General features: G+C 55.6%; 14 protein-coding genes. 12 read left to right on the top strand and 2 right to left on the bottom strand.

All coding sequences use genetic code 11. The annotated features are described in order from the left end of the window. Positions 1–4 precede the first annotated feature (4 nt). Genes Q1B13_RS01675 through Q1B13_RS01660 form a run of 4 tightly spaced genes read left to right on the top strand, consistent with a single transcriptional unit; the run spans position 5 to position 7,104 of the window. A complete protein-coding gene (locus tag Q1B13_RS01675; RefSeq protein ID WP_299077407.1) occupies positions 5–1,684 on the top strand; it encodes an ABC transporter ATP-binding protein in 1,680 nt (559 codons plus the stop codon). Between the two features lie 4 nt (positions 1,685–1,688). Next, the gene (gene nirB / locus Q1B13_RS01670) at positions 1,689–4,124 is read left to right on the top strand and encodes a nitrite reductase large subunit NirB (RefSeq protein ID WP_299077404.1); all 2,436 of its coding nucleotides are present in this window, start codon (positions 1,689–1,691) and stop codon (positions 4,122–4,124) included. Further along, a complete protein-coding gene (gene nirD, locus Q1B13_RS01665) occupies positions 4,121–4,453 on the top strand; it encodes a nitrite reductase small subunit NirD (RefSeq protein ID WP_299077401.1) in 333 nt (110 codons plus the stop codon). The genes nirB and nirD overlap by 4 nt, the downstream gene beginning before the upstream one ends. Further along, positions 4,453–7,104 carry a nitrate reductase gene (locus Q1B13_RS01660; RefSeq protein WP_299077398.1) on the top strand — a complete coding sequence of 884 codons (2,652 nt, stop codon included), beginning with the start codon at positions 4,453–4,455 and terminating at the stop codon, positions 7,102–7,104. The genes nirD and Q1B13_RS01660 overlap by 1 nt, the downstream gene beginning before the upstream one ends. Positions 7,105–7,778: 674 nt before the next feature. On the opposite strand, the gene Q1B13_RS01655 is transcribed toward Q1B13_RS01660, so the two are convergent. Next, the gene (locus Q1B13_RS01655) at positions 7,779–8,459 is read right to left on the bottom strand and encodes a GntR family transcriptional regulator (protein ID WP_298933965.1); all 681 of its coding nucleotides are present in this window, start codon (positions 8,457–8,459) and stop codon (positions 7,779–7,781) included. 340 nt (positions 8,460–8,799) lie between these two features. Here Q1B13_RS01655 and Q1B13_RS01650 point away from each other — a divergent pair, with 340 nt between their 5' ends. From Q1B13_RS01650 to Q1B13_RS01615, 8 genes are all read left to right on the top strand, one after another. Further along, on the top strand, positions 8,800–9,783 hold the full coding sequence (locus Q1B13_RS01650; protein WP_299077393.1) for a TRAP transporter substrate-binding protein: 984 nt from the start codon (positions 8,800–8,802) through the stop codon (positions 9,781–9,783). Positions 9,784–9,876: 93 nt separating this feature from the next. Then, positions 9,877–10,371: a TRAP transporter small permease gene (locus Q1B13_RS01645; RefSeq protein ID WP_299077390.1), complete on the top strand. Its 495-nt coding sequence runs from the start codon at positions 9,877–9,879 to the stop codon at positions 10,369–10,371. Further along, positions 10,368–11,678: a TRAP transporter large permease gene (locus Q1B13_RS01640; protein WP_299077388.1), complete on the top strand. Its 1,311-nt coding sequence runs from the start codon at positions 10,368–10,370 to the stop codon at positions 11,676–11,678. The genes Q1B13_RS01645 and Q1B13_RS01640 overlap by 4 nt, the downstream gene beginning before the upstream one ends. Before the next feature lie 97 nt (positions 11,679–11,775). Next, entirely contained in the window at positions 11,776–12,519 is a 744-nt protein-coding gene (locus tag Q1B13_RS01635; protein WP_298933957.1) for an SDR family NAD(P)-dependent oxidoreductase, read from the top strand. A gap of 18 nt (positions 12,520–12,537) precedes the next feature. After that, positions 12,538–12,849 carry a cupin domain-containing protein gene (locus Q1B13_RS01630; RefSeq protein ID WP_298933955.1) on the top strand — a complete coding sequence of 104 codons (312 nt, stop codon included), beginning with the start codon at positions 12,538–12,540 and terminating at the stop codon, positions 12,847–12,849. A 5-nt stretch (positions 12,850–12,854) separates the two neighbouring features. Beyond that, positions 12,855–13,772, top strand: coding sequence for a sugar kinase (locus Q1B13_RS01625; protein ID WP_299077385.1), 918 nt, complete (start codon positions 12,855–12,857; stop codon positions 13,770–13,772). 31 nt (positions 13,773–13,803) lie between these two features. Then, entirely contained in the window at positions 13,804–15,000 is a 1,197-nt protein-coding gene (gene uxuA / locus Q1B13_RS01620) for a mannonate dehydratase (protein ID WP_299077382.1), read from the top strand. A 429-nt stretch (positions 15,001–15,429) separates the two neighbouring features. After that, entirely contained in the window at positions 15,430–16,086 is a 657-nt protein-coding gene (locus Q1B13_RS01615; protein ID WP_299077379.1) for a class II aldolase/adducin family protein, read from the top strand. Here Q1B13_RS01615 and Q1B13_RS01610 read toward each other — a convergent pair. Further along, positions 16,059–16,262, bottom strand: a complete 204-nt coding sequence (locus Q1B13_RS01610; RefSeq protein ID WP_299077376.1) for a hypothetical protein — start codon at positions 16,260–16,262, stop codon at positions 16,059–16,061. The genes Q1B13_RS01615 and Q1B13_RS01610 overlap by 28 nt on opposite strands. Positions 16,263–16,505 lie beyond the last annotated feature (243 nt).

Below are 16,505 nucleotides of genomic sequence, written 5' to 3'. Positions count from 1 at the left end.
CGCGATGAGCATTTTGAGCTTCCAAAACGCCTCGAAATCCTTTGGCGACTGCATCGCGCGGACCGATGTCTTGAAAGACATCAATCTGGAGGTGCAGGAGGGTGAGTTTCTGGTCATCCTCGGCTTTTCCGGCACCGGGAAAACCACCCTGATCAACCTGCTGGCGGGGCTGGATAACCCAACCGGCGGCGAGGTCACATTCAAGGATGCCCCGATCAAGGGACCGGGGCCGGAACGTGGTGTGATCTTCCAGAACTACTCGCTGATGCCATGGCTAACGGTCAGCGGCAATGTGGGGCTCGCTGTCGATACGGTCTTTCCCGGTCTCAACAAGGCTGACAAGGCCGCGAAGGTCGCGCATTATGTGAAAATGGTGGGCCTGAGCCACGCCGCGATGCGCCGCCCGGCGGAATTGTCCGGCGGGATGCGCCAGCGGGTTAATGTGGCGCGCGCCTTGTCGATGAACCCCGAGGTTTTGCTGTTGGATGAACCTCTGTCGGCGCTTGACGCACTGACCCGCGCCAATCTGGCAGATGAGATCGAACATATCTGGGAAGCCGACAAGAAAACCTGTGTCCTCATCACCAATGACGTAGATGAGGCGATCATTCTGGCTGACCGCATCATTGCCCTGAACCCAGATGGGACGCTGGGGCAGGAATTCCGCGTCTCGATTCCCCGCCCGCGCGACCGCGGGGCCATGAACAATGACGAGACCTTCAAACACTTGCGCGCGGACGTCACCAAATACTTGATGGATGTAGGCATTGAGGCCAAAGTTGAAGGTTCGCGCATCCTGCCGGATGTGACGCCGATCCATGGTGTGCCGACTGCGGTGGCTGAGGCGCAGAAGGGGCTGATCGAGAACCGGTTCCTCGACTTCTCGCAACTGCACAAGGTCTATCCAACGCCCAAAGGTCCGCTGACCGTGGTTGAGGATTTCGACCTGAGAATCGACAAGGGTGAGTTCATCTCGCTGATCGGGCATTCGGGCTGCGGCAAATCCACGGTTCTGACTATGGCTGCGGGTCTGAACGATATCTCGAAAGGCGCGATCAAGCTGGATGGCCGTCACGTCGAAGGCGCCGACCCGGAACGCGCTGTGGTGTTCCAATCGCCCAACCTGTTCCCCTGGCTGACCGCCAAGGAGAACGTCGCGATTGGCGTCGACAAGGTCTATCCCAAGGCAAGCATCGCCGAGCGGCAGGACGTGGTGGAGTACTATCTGGAACGCGTCGGACTGGCCGATGCGATGGACAAATCTGCCTCGGATCTCTCGAACGGTATGAAGCAACGCGTCGGTATTGCCCGCGCTTTTGCCCTGTCGCCCAAACTGCTGCTGCTGGATGAACCGTTCGGAATGCTCGACAGCCTCACACGCTGGGAATTGCAGGAAGTCCTGATGGAGGTCTGGTCCCGCACTAAGGTCACCGCAATCTGTGTGACCCATGATGTGGACGAGGCGATCCTGCTGGCCGACCGTGTGGTGATGATGACCAACGGCCCGCAGGCGACGATCGGCAAGATCACCAAAGTCGACCTGCCGCGTCCGCGCACCCGCAAGGCCCTGCTGGAGCATCCGGATTACTACGCCTATCGGCAGGAAGTCCTCGATTTCCTGGAAGAATACGAACACGGCGCCAAGCCGAAATCTCCTGCCCCAAAAGCTATTGCAGCGGAGTAAAACCATGAAACAAAGACTTGTTGTCATAGGTGCAGGCATGGCCTCGGGAAGGGTGTTAGAACACCTGACCGCCTCTGCCCCTGACGCGTTCGATATCACCCTTTTCAACGCCGAGCCACGCGGAAACTATAACCGCATCATGCTGAGTCCGGTGCTGTCGGGTGAGAAGTCCTATGAAGAGATAGTCACCCATGATGACGCCTGGTATGCCGAGCGCGGCATCGCCTGCCGTTTTGGCGAGAAAGTGGAAAAGATCGATCGCGAGATGAAGGTGGTAGAGGGCGCGAACGGGCATGTGCCCTATGACAAACTCGTTGTCGCGACCGGGTCGAATCCTTTCATCATCCCGCTGCCCGGTCACGATCTTGAGGGCGTGATCGTTTATCGCGACCTGGAAGATACCCAACAAATGATGGACATGGGTCCCGACAACAAGGTTGTCGTGATTGGCGGCGGTCTGCTGGGGCTTGAGGCGGCGGCAGGTATGGCCGCGCACGGTGTTGACGTGACCATAGTGCACATCATGGGCCACTTGATGGAGCGCCAGTTGGACGAAGCCGCAGGCTACCTGCTGAAGAAATCGCTGGAAGACAAAGGCATTAAGATCTGCCTGCAGGCGAACTCAAAGGAGATCCTTGGGCGGAGCGGAAAAGTCCGCGCGCTGCTGCTGGATGACGGAACCGAGCTGCCCTGTGACCTGCTGGTCATGGCTGTGGGCATCCGCCCGAATACGGCGCTGGCACAGGACACTGGTCTGGCCATCGGGCGCGGTATCCATGTCGATGACCAGATGCTGACCTCGGACCCGGACATCTACGCCGTCGGGGAATGTGTTGAGCATAATGGGGAGGTCTTCGGCCTTGTCGCGCCGCTTTATGATCAGGCAAAAGTGGCGGGGCAGGCGATTTTGGACGAGGAAGCTTCCTTCGTCCAGAAAAGCCTATCGACCAAGTTGAAAGTCACCGGCTGTGACCTGTTTAGCGCGGGCGATTTTGCGGATGGACCAGGACGCGAAGATATCGTGTTCCGTGATCCTTCGCGCGGGGTCTACAAACGACTCGTGATTGAAGAGGACTGTCTGATCGGCGCAGTCATGTATGGCGATACCGCCGATGGCAGTTGGTTTTTCGGCCTGATCAAGGACGGCACCAACATTGATGAAATGCGCGAAACTCTGATCTTCGGCCCGGCCTACCAGGGGGGCGATACTGCGGACCCTCTCTCAGCCGTTGCAGCATTGCCGCCTGAGGCGGAGATTTGCGGCTGCAACGGCGTATGCAAGGGCGATATTGTAGAGGCGATAAGCGCGGGTGCCGGTGATCTGGGCGCAGTGCGTGCTAGCACCAAGGCCAGCGCATCTTGCGGGACGTGTACCGGTCTGGTCGAGCAATTGCTGCAGGTCACTCTGGGCGACGGGTTCGAGATGCCGACCGCGCAGTCGATCTGCGGCTGTACAGACCTGACGCACGAGGATGTGCGTCGATTGATCAAGGGACAGGAACTAAAAAGCCAGGCCGCTGTCTGGCAGGAACTGGGCTGGAACACGCCCAACGGCTGCCACGTCTGCCGTCCGGCGATCAACTATTACCTGCTGGCGGATTGGCCTCTGGAGTATCAGGACGATCCGCAAAGCCGCTTCGTGAACGAACGCAAACACGCCAACATACAGAAGGATGGCACATTCAGCGTTGTGCCACGCATGTGGGGCGGGATCACCACGCCCGAGGAGTTGCGAGCGATTGCCGATGCGGCGGACAAATACGACGTGCCAACAGTCAAAGTGACCGGTGGCCAACGTATCGACTTGTTGGGGGTGAAGGGCGAGGACCTGCCCTTAATCTGGTCGGATCTAAACAAGGCGGGGTTGGTCTCAGGTCATGCCTATTCCAAGGGGTTGCGCACAGTAAAAACCTGCGTTGGCACTGATCATTGCAGGTTTGGGACCCAAGACAGCACGGGGCTCGGCATCAAACTTGAGAAGATTCTCTGGGGGTCTTGGACACCGCACAAACTCAAGCTGGCTGTCTCGGGCTGCCCCCGGAATTGTGCCGAGGCGACCTGCAAGGATATCTGCGTGGTCTGTGTCGACTCCGGCTATCAGATCAGCATCGGCGGGGCCGCGGGTATGGATGTGAAAGAGACTGAAACACTATGCCAGGTGTCCACAGAAGATGAAGCGATCGAAGTCGTTATGGCAGTCACCCAGGCTTACCGAGAAGGCGGTAAGTATCTGGACCGCCTTTATAAATGGCTGGGGAAGGTCGGCATGGACTGGGTCAAAGTTCAGGTCGTCGATGATCTTGAAAACCGCGACGCCTTGGTCGCCCGGTTCGAGCTGTCCCAAAGTATCTACCGCAAGGATCCCTGGGCCGAACATGTGCGGGAGAAGGCGCAGACCTACGGGCCGATCGCAGATTTCACACTGGAGGCCGCGGAATGAGCTGGATCGACATCGGACATATCGACGAGGTGCCGTTGCGTGGCGCACGCCTGGTGAAAACCCATATAGGTTGTATCGCCGTCTTCCGCACCGCCGAGACGGAAGTCTATGCCGCCACCAATAGCTGCCCGCACAAGGGCGGGCCTCTGTCCGAAGGTATCGTGCATGGCCAGTCGGTCACTTGCCCGCTGCACAACTGGGTTTTTGAACTGAACACGGGTGAGGCGCAGGGCGCTGATGAAGGTCGGATCAACACCTATCCAGTGCGTCTCGAAGACGGTCGTATCCTGCTGGACGATAGTGCGGTTACCCGGCGGAGCGCGGCCTGATGGATGGAACCGGCCTGCCTGAGGTCCGCTCGACTTGTGCCTATTGCGGTGTCGGCTGCGGGGTCCTGTTGCGTCACGATGGGGCCGGAGGGTTGGCGGTACGCGGTGATCCGGACCACCCGGCGAATTACGGGCGCTTGTGCTCGAAGGGCTTAGCGTTGGGCGAAACGATTGGGCTGGAAAAGCGATTGCTGTCTCCTCGCACCTTTGGCCAGGACACCAGCTGGGACAATGCGTTGCAACTGGTCGCGGATCGGTTCTCAGCCGCTATAGATGAGCACGGGTCGGACAGTGTGGCCTTCTACGTCTCGGGCCAGTTGCTGACCGAGGATTACTATGTCGCCAACAAGCTTATGAAAGGATTCATGGGTTCGGCGAATATCGACACCAACTCGCGGCTTTGTATGGCCTCAACCGTGGCCGGGCACAAACGGGCCTTCGGGACGGACACAGTGCCCGGAACCTATGAGGATCTAGACCAGGCGGATTTGGTTGTATTGGTTGGCTCGAACCTCGCTTGGTGTCATCCCGTTCTCTATCAGCGGGTCATTGCGGCGCGTCAGGCGCGCGGTACAAAGATTGTGGTTGTAGACCCACGCCGAACAGCTAGCTGCGATCAAGCCGACCTGCATTTGGCACTGCAGCCGGGCAGCGACGTGGCGCTGTTCAACCGTTTGTTAGCCAGAATTCACCAAACTGGGCATGTGGCAGCGGATTTTCTGGATCGCAGCGTTGGGTTCACTGAGACCCTTGAGCTGGCACAGCTTGACGATCCCGATGAGACGGGGCTTAGCCCTGATGAGATTGAGGCGTTTTGCGATCTGTGGATTGGTACCGAGCGGGTTGTTACGATCTTTAGTCAGGGTGTGAACCAATCCTCAAGCGGAACCGACAAGGTCAACGCGATCCTGAATTGCCATTTAGCCACCGGTCGGATCGGGCGCGCAGGGATGGGGCCGTTCTCAGTCACAGGTCAGCCAAACGCGATGGGCGGTCGAGAGGTGGGCGGCTTGGCCAATATGCTCGCCTGCCATTTGGATATCGAAAACGAAACCCACAGTGCAGCCGTCCGGGATTTCTGGAAGGCGCCCAAGATGCCGAAGAAGCCGGGGTTCAAAGCAGTTGATCTGTTTCGCGCCGTCGAACGCGGCCAGATCAAGGCGCTTTGGGTCATCCACACCAATCCAGCAGTCACCATGCCAGATGCAGACAGAGTGAAAGCTGCTATCGAAAACTGCCCATTCACAGTTGTAAGCGACCTGACTGCTCAGACAGACACCGCTCGCATCGCAGACGTATTGCTGCCAGCTGCGGGTTGGGGCGAAAAAAGCGGTACAGTAACCAATTCCGACCGCACGATCAGCAGACAACGCGCTGTGCTGACACCCCCGGGACAAGCGCGCGCGGACTGGCATATCCTGGCCGAGGTGGGTCGCCGCATGGGATGGAAAAAGGCTTTCAGCTATGAGTCTCCGGCGCAGATTTTTCGAGAATACGCAAACATGACCTCCCTTGCCGTGTTGTTTGGCAAGGACTTCGACATTGTAGGGTTTTCAGACATTGATGAAGAAGACTATGAGGCGCTGAGCCCGACACGGTGGCCAACGACATCGCGCACTAAAGACGGGCGTTTCTTTGGCGACGGGCAGTTTTTCCATCCAGATGGCAAAGCGCGTTTTATTCCTGTCGCCCACAGGCCACCCGAGGCAGAAATCTCTGAACGATACCCTTTCCTATTGAACACAGGGCGGAATCGGGATCAGTGGCACACTATGACCCGGTCTGGCTTGTCGCCTCGTCTATCGGCCCATCTTGCCGAGCCTTATGTGGAGATTAACCCGAAGGACGTTGATCGACTGGGTCTTGGTAATGCCGATTTGGTCGAAATTAGCAGTTCAGTCGGAAGCGGCATCTTTCGGCTTCGCATCACGGAAGCTATCGCCCCGGGTCAGGTATTTGCGCCTATTCACTGGACGGGCGAAACGTCCCCAGCAGCCCGTGTGGACGCGCTTGTTCCAAGTGTGACCGATCCGATTTCCGGACAGCCGGAAAGTAAGGCAACACCAGTTTCTGTACGACGTATGAATGCCGCTTGGTACGGTTTTGCCGTTTCGGTTGCTGCTGCCTCGCCTAAGGCAGACTATTGGGCAACCACCAGAGCGGCCAAAGGATACAGGATGGAGTTGGCCGGGAAACACGTCATCGACGACTGGGAAAGCACTGCCCGAGAGTGGTTCGGATTAAACAATGCCGTGGCAACTTCTGTAGAAGATTCAAAGAGTGGATCGTACAGAATTGCGCTGTCGGAAGGGCGGCGCTTATTGGCGGTGCTCTTCGTATCCCGAAAACCCATCACACTGATGCGAGACTACTTGGCAACCTTACCCGAGGTCGCGCCCCAGCAGATTTTGTCCGGCCGTTCATCTGCGGCTTCGGAAGACTGTGGACCAATCGTCTGTTCGTGTTTCGGGGTCGGGCTAAGAACCATCATCCGCGCTGTTCACGACAAGCGTTTGATCAGTGTGAACGATATCGGAGATGCTCTTAAGGCTGGAACGAACTGCGGTTCTTGCCGGCCAGAGATAGCTGATTTGGTCACTGAGCATTCGAAACTAATTCACGAGGAGTCGGAGCATTGCCCGCAAGAGTAAATCATAGGGTCTGATTGCTCTTGCTACAGGTTGGGCGCCCCGAAAGTGGCCACCGGAGTAATCGCGCGAATCGGCGCTTCGTTGCGCGCTTCAGTCATGTGTGACAGCCGCACCGAGTGACGGGCTTGCCAATTTCGTTCCGGGGGCTGACGCCGCCCGCCATATATGCTTGCTGATGCAATGACCTAGTAGTTTGCTTGTCTTCGCATTCAACACAAACGCCTTCGTGGCTCCTTGGGTGAGCCATTGTCCGAACGAATGCTTTCGGGTTTCCCTCGCTGCAGGAGCAATCGGTATAGTGCATCCAGCAAATCTGCGCTGTTCATCTTCTGTTTGACCGCCATGGGTAAAGCCTCGCATGTGTACTCTCCAACACCTTGAGCATCTTCTAGGGACGTCTGTTACTCAGCTTGCGTGAACATAATCGACGCTCCAGATGTGATTGGGATGTTGCGGTCAGGGCCGGATGATCGAGCTGCCCTTGTGTTGCTGAGGGAGTTGCAGGCCTTCTTCGCACCTGAGCCAATGACGGCTTTTGGACCGCTTGAAGGGGAGACGCCGGAGACACGCAGCCGAGCCGGCTTGCTCAGCCAGAGATCGTTTCATGTAACACCGGTTTCTACGTTATACAGCGGAGCAGCAAGACATAAAAGAAGCCGCCTAAAACAAGTTTTCTACTCATCAAAGTAAGCGTTGTGGGTCGTGTAAATCGCTTGGATCGTCGGTGTCAAACGGTCAAGATGCGTGCGAAGGACTTGATCGGCTGTTTGCGCATCCCCGCTGAACAGGGCCTGCAAAAGAGATTGATGATCTTGGTACAGAACATCCATTGCTTCTTTGCTGGTCAAAGCCAGCATGCAAAGGCGATCAACCTGCGCCTTGTTCTCGGCGATGATTTCGAACGCAAACGCTTGTTTGGCCGAAGCGCAAAGTAGTTTGTGAAACTGGTAGTCCAGATCATGGAACAAACTGACATCTTCTGATGAGATTGCAGTGGCCTGCTCACGTAGGTTGGCTTTTAACGCTGCATCTACCGACTTGTCGCGATCTGACGCTGCAGCACGAATGACTTCCAACTCGACCGCTGACCGCACAAAGCGAGCATTTGCGATTAACTGCCTTGAGAACGGCCGAACAACTGTTGCCCGTTGGGGTCGAACCAAAAGAAGATTGAGGTTGGCAAGCCGTGTGAAAGCCTCTCGCACAGGTTGACGTGAAAACCCGAATGATTTCGCGACATCCGCTTCGGATATCTTTGTCCCTGGAAGCAACTCCAGCCGGGTAATTTGTCCAAACAGTTCGTCAAAGACGACATCGCTACTCGTCGTACGCTCAAGGGTTCCCAATGCTGCCATTTGTTTTTTCCAACCTCTGCTTAGCACCAGTTTGGCAGATAAATGAGAGAAGTAACAGAGTAAATTAGGATACTAGGAGACATAATATTTACTGTTTTATATGGATAATTATAAATGGTCTGAAAAATTTTACAGAATCTATGTTGACTAGTATCCCAGTTTTCGTGTTGTGTATGCCCATGAACGAGGGCGGAGCAATCGTGCTAGCTGGGAGGGCATCAGATCATCCAGATTTGGGTGAAGACTGATCTGGCATGGCCGCTTGCAAGGTTTCGAACACGATCGCCAGTCAGAGACGACTGGAAGAAAACAAGACCTGAACTTGATCTGGGAGGATAGAATGTTCAATTTTTCACTAAAGACGATGGCTGTGACGGCTGTTTTGCTAAGCGGGATTCCGACCGCGCAGGCTGACGTCACGCTGCGCGGCGCAAGCATGTTTGATGAAGAGCATGCGTTCACCAAGACACTGCGCGAGTTTGAACGGTTGGTCGCCGAGAACTACGATGGTGAGGTCGAGTTTGATCTTCGGCTGAATGGTGAGCTTGGGGTCGAATCCGATTATGTCACCTACCTCAACCAAGGTGTCGCGGTAGATTACACGATCCTGGCCCCGTCCAACATGGCCGTGTTTTCAGAGTCCATTCCATTGATGGACATGCCTTTCCTGTTCCGCGATCTTGAACACTGGGATGCGGTGCTTTCATCAGATGCGCTGAAGCCTCTTGAGGATGATCTGCGCGAAGCCGCTGGCATCGTGATTGTCGGGTATCATGGCGGCGGTGTGCGGAACCTGGCCTCAGCTCAGCCCATCACAAACATGGAAGAGCTTGCAGGACACCGTATGCGCGTCATGGGGGCGCCGATTCAAGCGCAGACTTTCTCAGCTGTTGGTGCGGCACCATCTGCCATCGCCTACAACGAAGTCTATAACGCAATCCAAACAGGCGTTATTGCCGGGTTCGAAAATGAAGCGGCCTCGATCCAGAACCTGAAGTTCTACGAAGTCGCGCCGCATGTTTCATTGACCCAGCACACGATCACTGTACGCCCAATTGTGATGTCAGCGAAAATCTTCGATGAACTGCCAGCGGACCTGCAGGCTGCTATCATGGAAGCTGGCGCTGAAGCCGGTGCATTTGGTCGCGCGCTAGAGAGCGGTCAGGACGGTGAAAAGCTTCAGGCAATGATCGACGCAGGTCAGATCGAAGTGCACGAGTTCGAGGGCCGCGAGAAAATGCTGGAATTGGTTCAGCCGGTCCAAGACGCCTATGCTGAAGAGCTGGGCGCGACAGAACTGCTCAACAACGTTCGCGGAATGTAATCTCCCAGCTGACGGGCGGGTGAGTCATCAAGCTCGCCTGTCGGCATAATTTCAGATGCGCTTGACGCGTCACATTGCGGAGTAGGGCGGAACATGCTTGGAAAATATCTGGATAAGTTCTGCGCTGGGCTTCGCATATTGCTTGGTGTGATGATGGGCACACTCGCCATCCCGGTCGCGATGCAAGTTGTTTCTCGCTACACCGGTTTGATCCCGACTTACCTTTGGACCGAAGAGCTGGCGACGTTCCTGTTCGTCTGGATCGTAATGATCGGGTCGATTGTTGCTGTCTGGGACGGCACGCATTTCGATGTTCGGATCACCCGGAATGCAATGAGACCGCTACCACGTTTGCTTCAAGACGGCATTGTGCACGTTGCCATAATGATTTTTGGGGCGTTCTTCCTGTTTTACGGCATCGAATACACCGAATTTGGGGGCAACCAGCGGTCGGTAATGATGCGCGCCAATCTTGCGATTACGCACATCTCGGTCCCGATTGCCGGAGGGTTTTGGTTTCTCTTGTCGGGTTACCGGCTGTCCGAAGCCGTCGCTCAGTATCTTGACCGAGAGAGCAACCAGGCATGATCCTCGATACTGCAACTGCCGCCACGATGCTCATTGCTGGCTTTCTGGTGCTGATTTTTATTCGCATCCCAGTGGCATTCGCATTGGGTTTGGCGACCCTTCCGGTTGTGTTGCTTGAGCTGCGGCTGACGCCGTTCATCGTGCTGGATCGGATGTTCCAATCCTATAACTCCTTCATCCTGTTGGCCGTTCCATTTTTTTTACTGGCAGCCAACCTGATGAATTCCGGCAAGGTAACCGACCGGCTTATCGAACTGGCCCGTGTGCTGACCGGTTGGATGCCCGGCGGATTGGGCCATGTGAATGTCGCTGTATCAATGCTGTTTGCAGGTATCTCCGGGTCTTCAACAGCGGATGCGGCGGGCATTGGAAAAATCCTTATACCTGCCATGCAGAAAGAGGGATACGACACGCGCTTTGCCGTTGCCATCACGGCCTGCTCTTCTGTGATGGGGGTCATCATCCCGCCGTCGATTTTGATGATCGTCTGGGGCGGTGTCATGCAGGTCTCTGTTGGCGCGTTGTTTCTGGGCGGTGCAATTCCAGGCCTGATGATCGGCCTTGCCTTGATGGCTACGGTCTATGGCTTTGCAAAAGCCCGCAACTACCCGGTGACGGCGACGCCGAACTGGGGTGAGTTTTGGGCCGCGTGGAAGGCGGCCGCGCTGGCCCTTTTGACGCCGGTTTTTGTGATTGGCGGGATCGTAGGTGGGCTCGTCACACCAACTGAAAGCGCAATCATCGCAGCGGGATATGCGCTGATCTTGGGCATGTTTGTCTATCGGACGGTCACACCAAAAGACTTGGGCTTCATCCTCTATGACACTGCACGTTTTGCAGCCATTTCGCTGTTTGCAATCGGCACCGCGTCGGCATTCGGCTGGCTACTGTCCTTCTACGATGCGCCGCGTCTTATCGTCGGCGTCTTGACCGCGTGGGAGTTCGGCGCTTTTGGAACAGCACTATTGATTGCCCTGCTGTTTCTCCTCTTTGGCCTGTTTATCGACGCAATCCCGACGATCATCATTCTTGGCACGGTTCTGATGCCTGTGGCCCAAGCGGGTGGGGTTGATCCAATCGCCTTCGCCATCATCGGTATCGTCTCGCTTGCTTTCGGGCTCGTGACGCCGCCCTACGGCTTGTGTTTGCTAATCTCTGCAGCGATCGGCGGCCTAAACGTTGTGCAAGTCCTGAAAGAGGTTGTGCTCATCCTTGCCCCGATGCTGGTCATTCTCATTCTGCTGGCGGCATTTCCCGAAATCATTCTGTGGCTCCCAAAGGCACTTATGCCGGGGGCATTCCGTTAGTAGCTCCTCCCGTTGCGCTATGAGCGCATTCCGAAGGCAGCCAACTTAAACCAATGACAAATGCGAAGCTGGGTGCTTCGCTACAGGAAGGACCAAGATGAAACTTGCAGGTAAAACCGCCATCGTGACCGGGGGAGGCCGTGATATTGGTCGCGCCGTTGCACTCAAGCTCGCCACTGAAGGCGCAAATGTTGCGATTAACTACTTTTCCAGCTCGAATGGCGCGGACGAAACCGTCGCTGCAATCGAAGCCAATGGCGGTAAGGCGATCGCCTTACAAGGAGACTTGAACAAGAGAGCGGATGTTGACGCGCTGGTGTATCGCACTGTCGAAGTTTTTGGAGGCGTCGACATTCTGGTCAACAACGCGGGCGGCCTGATTGCTCGCAAAACCATTGCGGAAATGTCCGTTGAGCATTGGGACGCCGTGATGAGTCTGAATCTGACCAGTACATTCCTGATGACGCAGGCCTGCCTGTCCAGGATGACGTCAGGAGCCATTGTGAATCTCGCCAGTCAAGCCGGGCGCGATGGTGGTGGGCCGGGCGCCGTCGCCTATGCCACTGCCAAAGGCGCGGTCATGACCATGACACGCGGATTGGCAAAGGAAGTCGGCCCCGACATTCGCGTAAATGCGCTTTGCCCTGGTATGATCGACACCGATTTTCACAACGTTCACACGCCTGACGCCGGTCGTCGCGGCTTTGAAGCCAACGCGCCGCTAAAGCGTCAAGGTCATGTGGATGATGCAGCGAACCTGGTTCTATTCCTGGCCTGCGAGGACAGTGCTTTCATCACGGGCGCAAATATTGATCTCAACGGTGGCATGCTATTTTCCTAATAGAAAAGGAGAGAACCTGTGTCCCATTTTCCGATCGTCTCCACCGGTGAGCATGTCACGCGGCAGGTCCTTTCTGATCATTCGGAGATCATGGTTGTCGCCTTCCGGTTTCAGGCGGCCGGGGCGATTGGTGCCCTTCACAGCCATCCGCATGTTCAGGCGACCTATGTTGAGAGTGGACGATTTCGTTTCACACTTGGTGAACGCCAACAAGAGTTTGGCCCCGGCGACAGTTTTGTCATCCCATCAGGTCAAACCCATGGCTGCATATGCCTGGAGCCTGGTACATTGGTCGACAGTTTCACACCCCGTCGCGACGATTTTTTGTAACTGATATGCGTTTCTTGGCAATCGGGGAGTGCATGGCAGAACTTGCCCCATCAGATCAGATCGGTGAGTTCAAGCTTGGTTTTGCGGGCGATACCTTCAACACGGCGTGGTATCTTGCACAGGTCGCATCAGATATCGACGTCAGTTATCTGACCGCTGTCGGAGACGATGCGATTTCGCAGGATATGCGGACGTTTATAAAGGACAGTCGGATTTGCGATACGCACGTCCAGGTCATCGCAGGCAAAACAGTTGGGCTATACATGATCCATCTCACCAATGGTGAGCGCAGTTTTTCCTATTGGCGCAGCGACTCCGCAGCCAGACAACTCGCGGTCGACGAGATTGCACTTGGGCTGGCAATTGGCGACGCAGACTTAATCTACTTGTCTGGAATAACTCTCGCTATTCTCGATCAACCATCACGCAAAAAGTTGCTTGATGCTTTGCGTCATGCTCGAGCGCACGGAATGACTGTTGCCTTCGACACGAACCTGAGACCGCGGCTTTGGTCTACGCCGCAAGAAATGACAGACATGATTATGATGGCTGCGTCACAATCTGATATCGTTCTGCCATCATACGATGATGAAGCAGAGTGGTTCGGGGATCGCGATTCAATTGCAACGCTGAACCGATATGCTGAGATTGGGGTGGATCAGATTGTCGTCAAAAACAGCGCTCAGCCAGTGGTCTTTCAGAAAGATGGTCAACGCGGGGTGGTGGACGTTGATCCAGTAACAGGCGTTGTCGATACCACTGCGGCAGGGGACAGTTTTAATGCTGGCGTATTGGCAAGCGTTTTAAGCCACGATGATTTAACTGCCGGGATATGGCAAGGATGTCGCCTTGCAAGCCATGTCGTCCGCCACAAAGGCGCGCTCATTCCTGTCGATGTAAATCTCGGGAAAGATGAGGCGTGATGGTGACCCCGTATGATCAAAGAGCAAGACCATGAAACAGACCTGGCGGTGGTTTGGCCCTTCCGATGCGATTTCCATTGGTGAAATACGGCAAACCGGCGCAACCGGCATCGTTTCAGCCTTACATCATGTTCCAACAGGAGAGGTTTGGTCCGTCGAGCGGATCAAAGAGCGGCTGCAACAGATTGAACAGCCCGGAGGCGTTCCATCCGGGTTATCTTGGGATATCGTTGAAAGTGTGCCGGTGTCTGAAGCAATTAAATCGCAAACCGGACCGGTTAGCCATCACCTTGAAACGTACAAGGAAACGCTTTGCAATTTGGCCGAGTGCGGCATTTACACGGTCTGCTATAACTTTATGCCTGTACTGGATTGGACGCGGACAGACCTAAGCTATGCGCTTCCACATGGTGGGCACGCGATGCGATTTGATCTCTTGGATTTTATCGCATTCGATTGTTTCATCCTATGCAGGAAAGGCGCAGAGCAAGACTATTCAACCGAGATCGTAGAAGCTGCACAGGCCCGGTTTGTAAATCTGGGCGACGGAGATCGCCTGAAATTGTCGAACAATATCGTCGCTGGTTTGCCAGGGGCGAACGACAATTGGTCTCTTGCGGACGTGAAACGTAACCTCGACGCATATATCGGTGTGACACCTGAAATGCTCCGGTCCAATCTGGTTGATTTCCTGTCCGAGGTAATCCCGACGGCTGAAGACCTCGGCATCCGGTTATGTTGCCACCCCGATGACCCGCCCTTTCCTTTGCTTGGGCTGCCTAGGGTCATGTCGTCGCAAAGTGATTACGTCACCGTGTTGGATGCGGTCGACAGCCCGGCAAATGGGGTAACTCTATGCACCGGTTCATTGGGTGTTGATACAGAGTTCGACCCTGTGTCTTTCATTGCTCAGCTTGGCCATCGCATCCACTTTGTACATCTTCGCAATACGGTGCGCGACGGTCCAAGCGACAACAATCGCCACAGTTTTTCCGAGTCTGAACATCTGGCCGGAGACACCGATATGGTTGCAACAATCCGCGCCTTGTTGGCCGAGGAGCAACGGCGCCGAAATAAGGGACGGTCAGATTATGAGATCCCCATGCGACCGGACCACGGCCACGCCCTACTGAGCGATCTCACACGTCCGTCACAGCCTGGTTATCCATTAGTAGGCAGGATGCGCGGCCTCGCTGAACTGCGCGGCGTTATACATGGCTGTAGTTAGACCTTATTTGGGTTTAGTGCCTAAATTCGCAGGTTATTGGCGAGCGTCTGCCCTTCCGGACAGATAAGACCAATTGCCTGATTTGATGGAAAGCCTGAATGTCGCGCCACAATCATGTAGGGCGCGCAGCGCGGGTGTTTCATGCCTTTGCCCTGCAACCATTTAGCCAGATCGCCCGAGACTTAGTCGGGGCTCTTGTCGCTGAGCAAGCGCGGCTTGTGACCGACGTGGGCCCGATCATATGCGCGAGACATTCTCTGTCGAATCCACGCGCCCGATTGGTCATTACTTCTACTCGATGACGTGACACTGACCCCTTACATCGCGAGCGCCTCGGCACGGGCCGCACAATACGCTGCCCAAGTTCTTGCCGAGGAGGTAAACTATATCACGGGAAATCCTTTGAACAACTTTTGTGGAGCCTAGCATATGAATGAGACCAAAATCCGGGCCGAAGTCGTTGCCGCCTATCAGGAATTGAGCCTGGAAGGGATGAACAAAGGTGCATCAGGCAACGTCTCGGCCCGTTGCGGAGATCACATGCTGATCACGCCTTCAGGTATTCCCAGCGCGCAAATGTCGCCCGACCAAGTTGCCAAAATTGCCATCGATGACGAGACAGGCGCGTGGGACGGGCCATGCAGGCCCTCGACTGAATGGCGTTTTCACCGCGGCATCCTTGCTTCGCGCGAAGATGCTGGCGCGGTCGTGCACACCCACGCACCATTCGCTACCATCTTGTCAATCCTACGCAAGCCTATTCCGGCGGTCCACTATATGATTGCAGCCTTCGGTACCACTGAAATCAAATGCTCTGACTACACAACATTTGGTACAGATGATCTGTCGAAGATGGTTCTGGAGGCAATGACCGGCAGCGCCGGTTGCCTGATGGCAAATCACGGTATGGTCGTAACTGGCCCGAACATGACGCGCGCAATTTGGTTGGCCGGTGAATTGGAACAATTGGCCAGCCAGTATTATCACAGCCTCCTTTTGGGCACGCCGCATGTCCTAAGCGAAGCAGACATAGAGAAGGCTGCAGAGTTGTTCTCCAGCTATGGCCCACAGACCACAGAGGAGTAGCGAAGCCCGACGACATTGATGTATTCGTCATGGGTGGCGGAATAAAAGGTGCGAATCTCGCGCGCTCCGTCATGGGTGTGCTCACACCCGACATCAAGGTCATCGCCCGTGACAATCGCGGCTTGATCGTCGCCAGAGACACTGTTGACGAAGTGTGCGCTGCAAATGCGGTGCACACTGCGCTTCCACTGCCTCCAACGAAACTGGATACGTAAATCACACCGCCTTGCCGGCCCTCGTCGATGGCGGAGCCGATGACCTTCTCGATGACCCGTTGGCCCATAAATTTGCTCTTTTGGATCAAAGGATTGCGCAAGCCGTAGCAAGTGATGATGATCGCCCCCTCTTTGTCTCCTCGCCCCGGGCAGGGGTCTTTTGCTGCACAAAGATGCAAGTATCGGCGCAAAACCACGAACTCA

The organism is uncultured Ruegeria sp. (assembly GCF_947489545.1).
Taxonomy (GTDB): domain Bacteria; phylum Pseudomonadota; class Alphaproteobacteria; order Rhodobacterales; family Rhodobacteraceae; genus Ruegeria.
The sequence above is the reverse complement of the archived record's forward strand: the minus strand, read 5'-3'. Positions and strand labels throughout refer to the sequence as shown.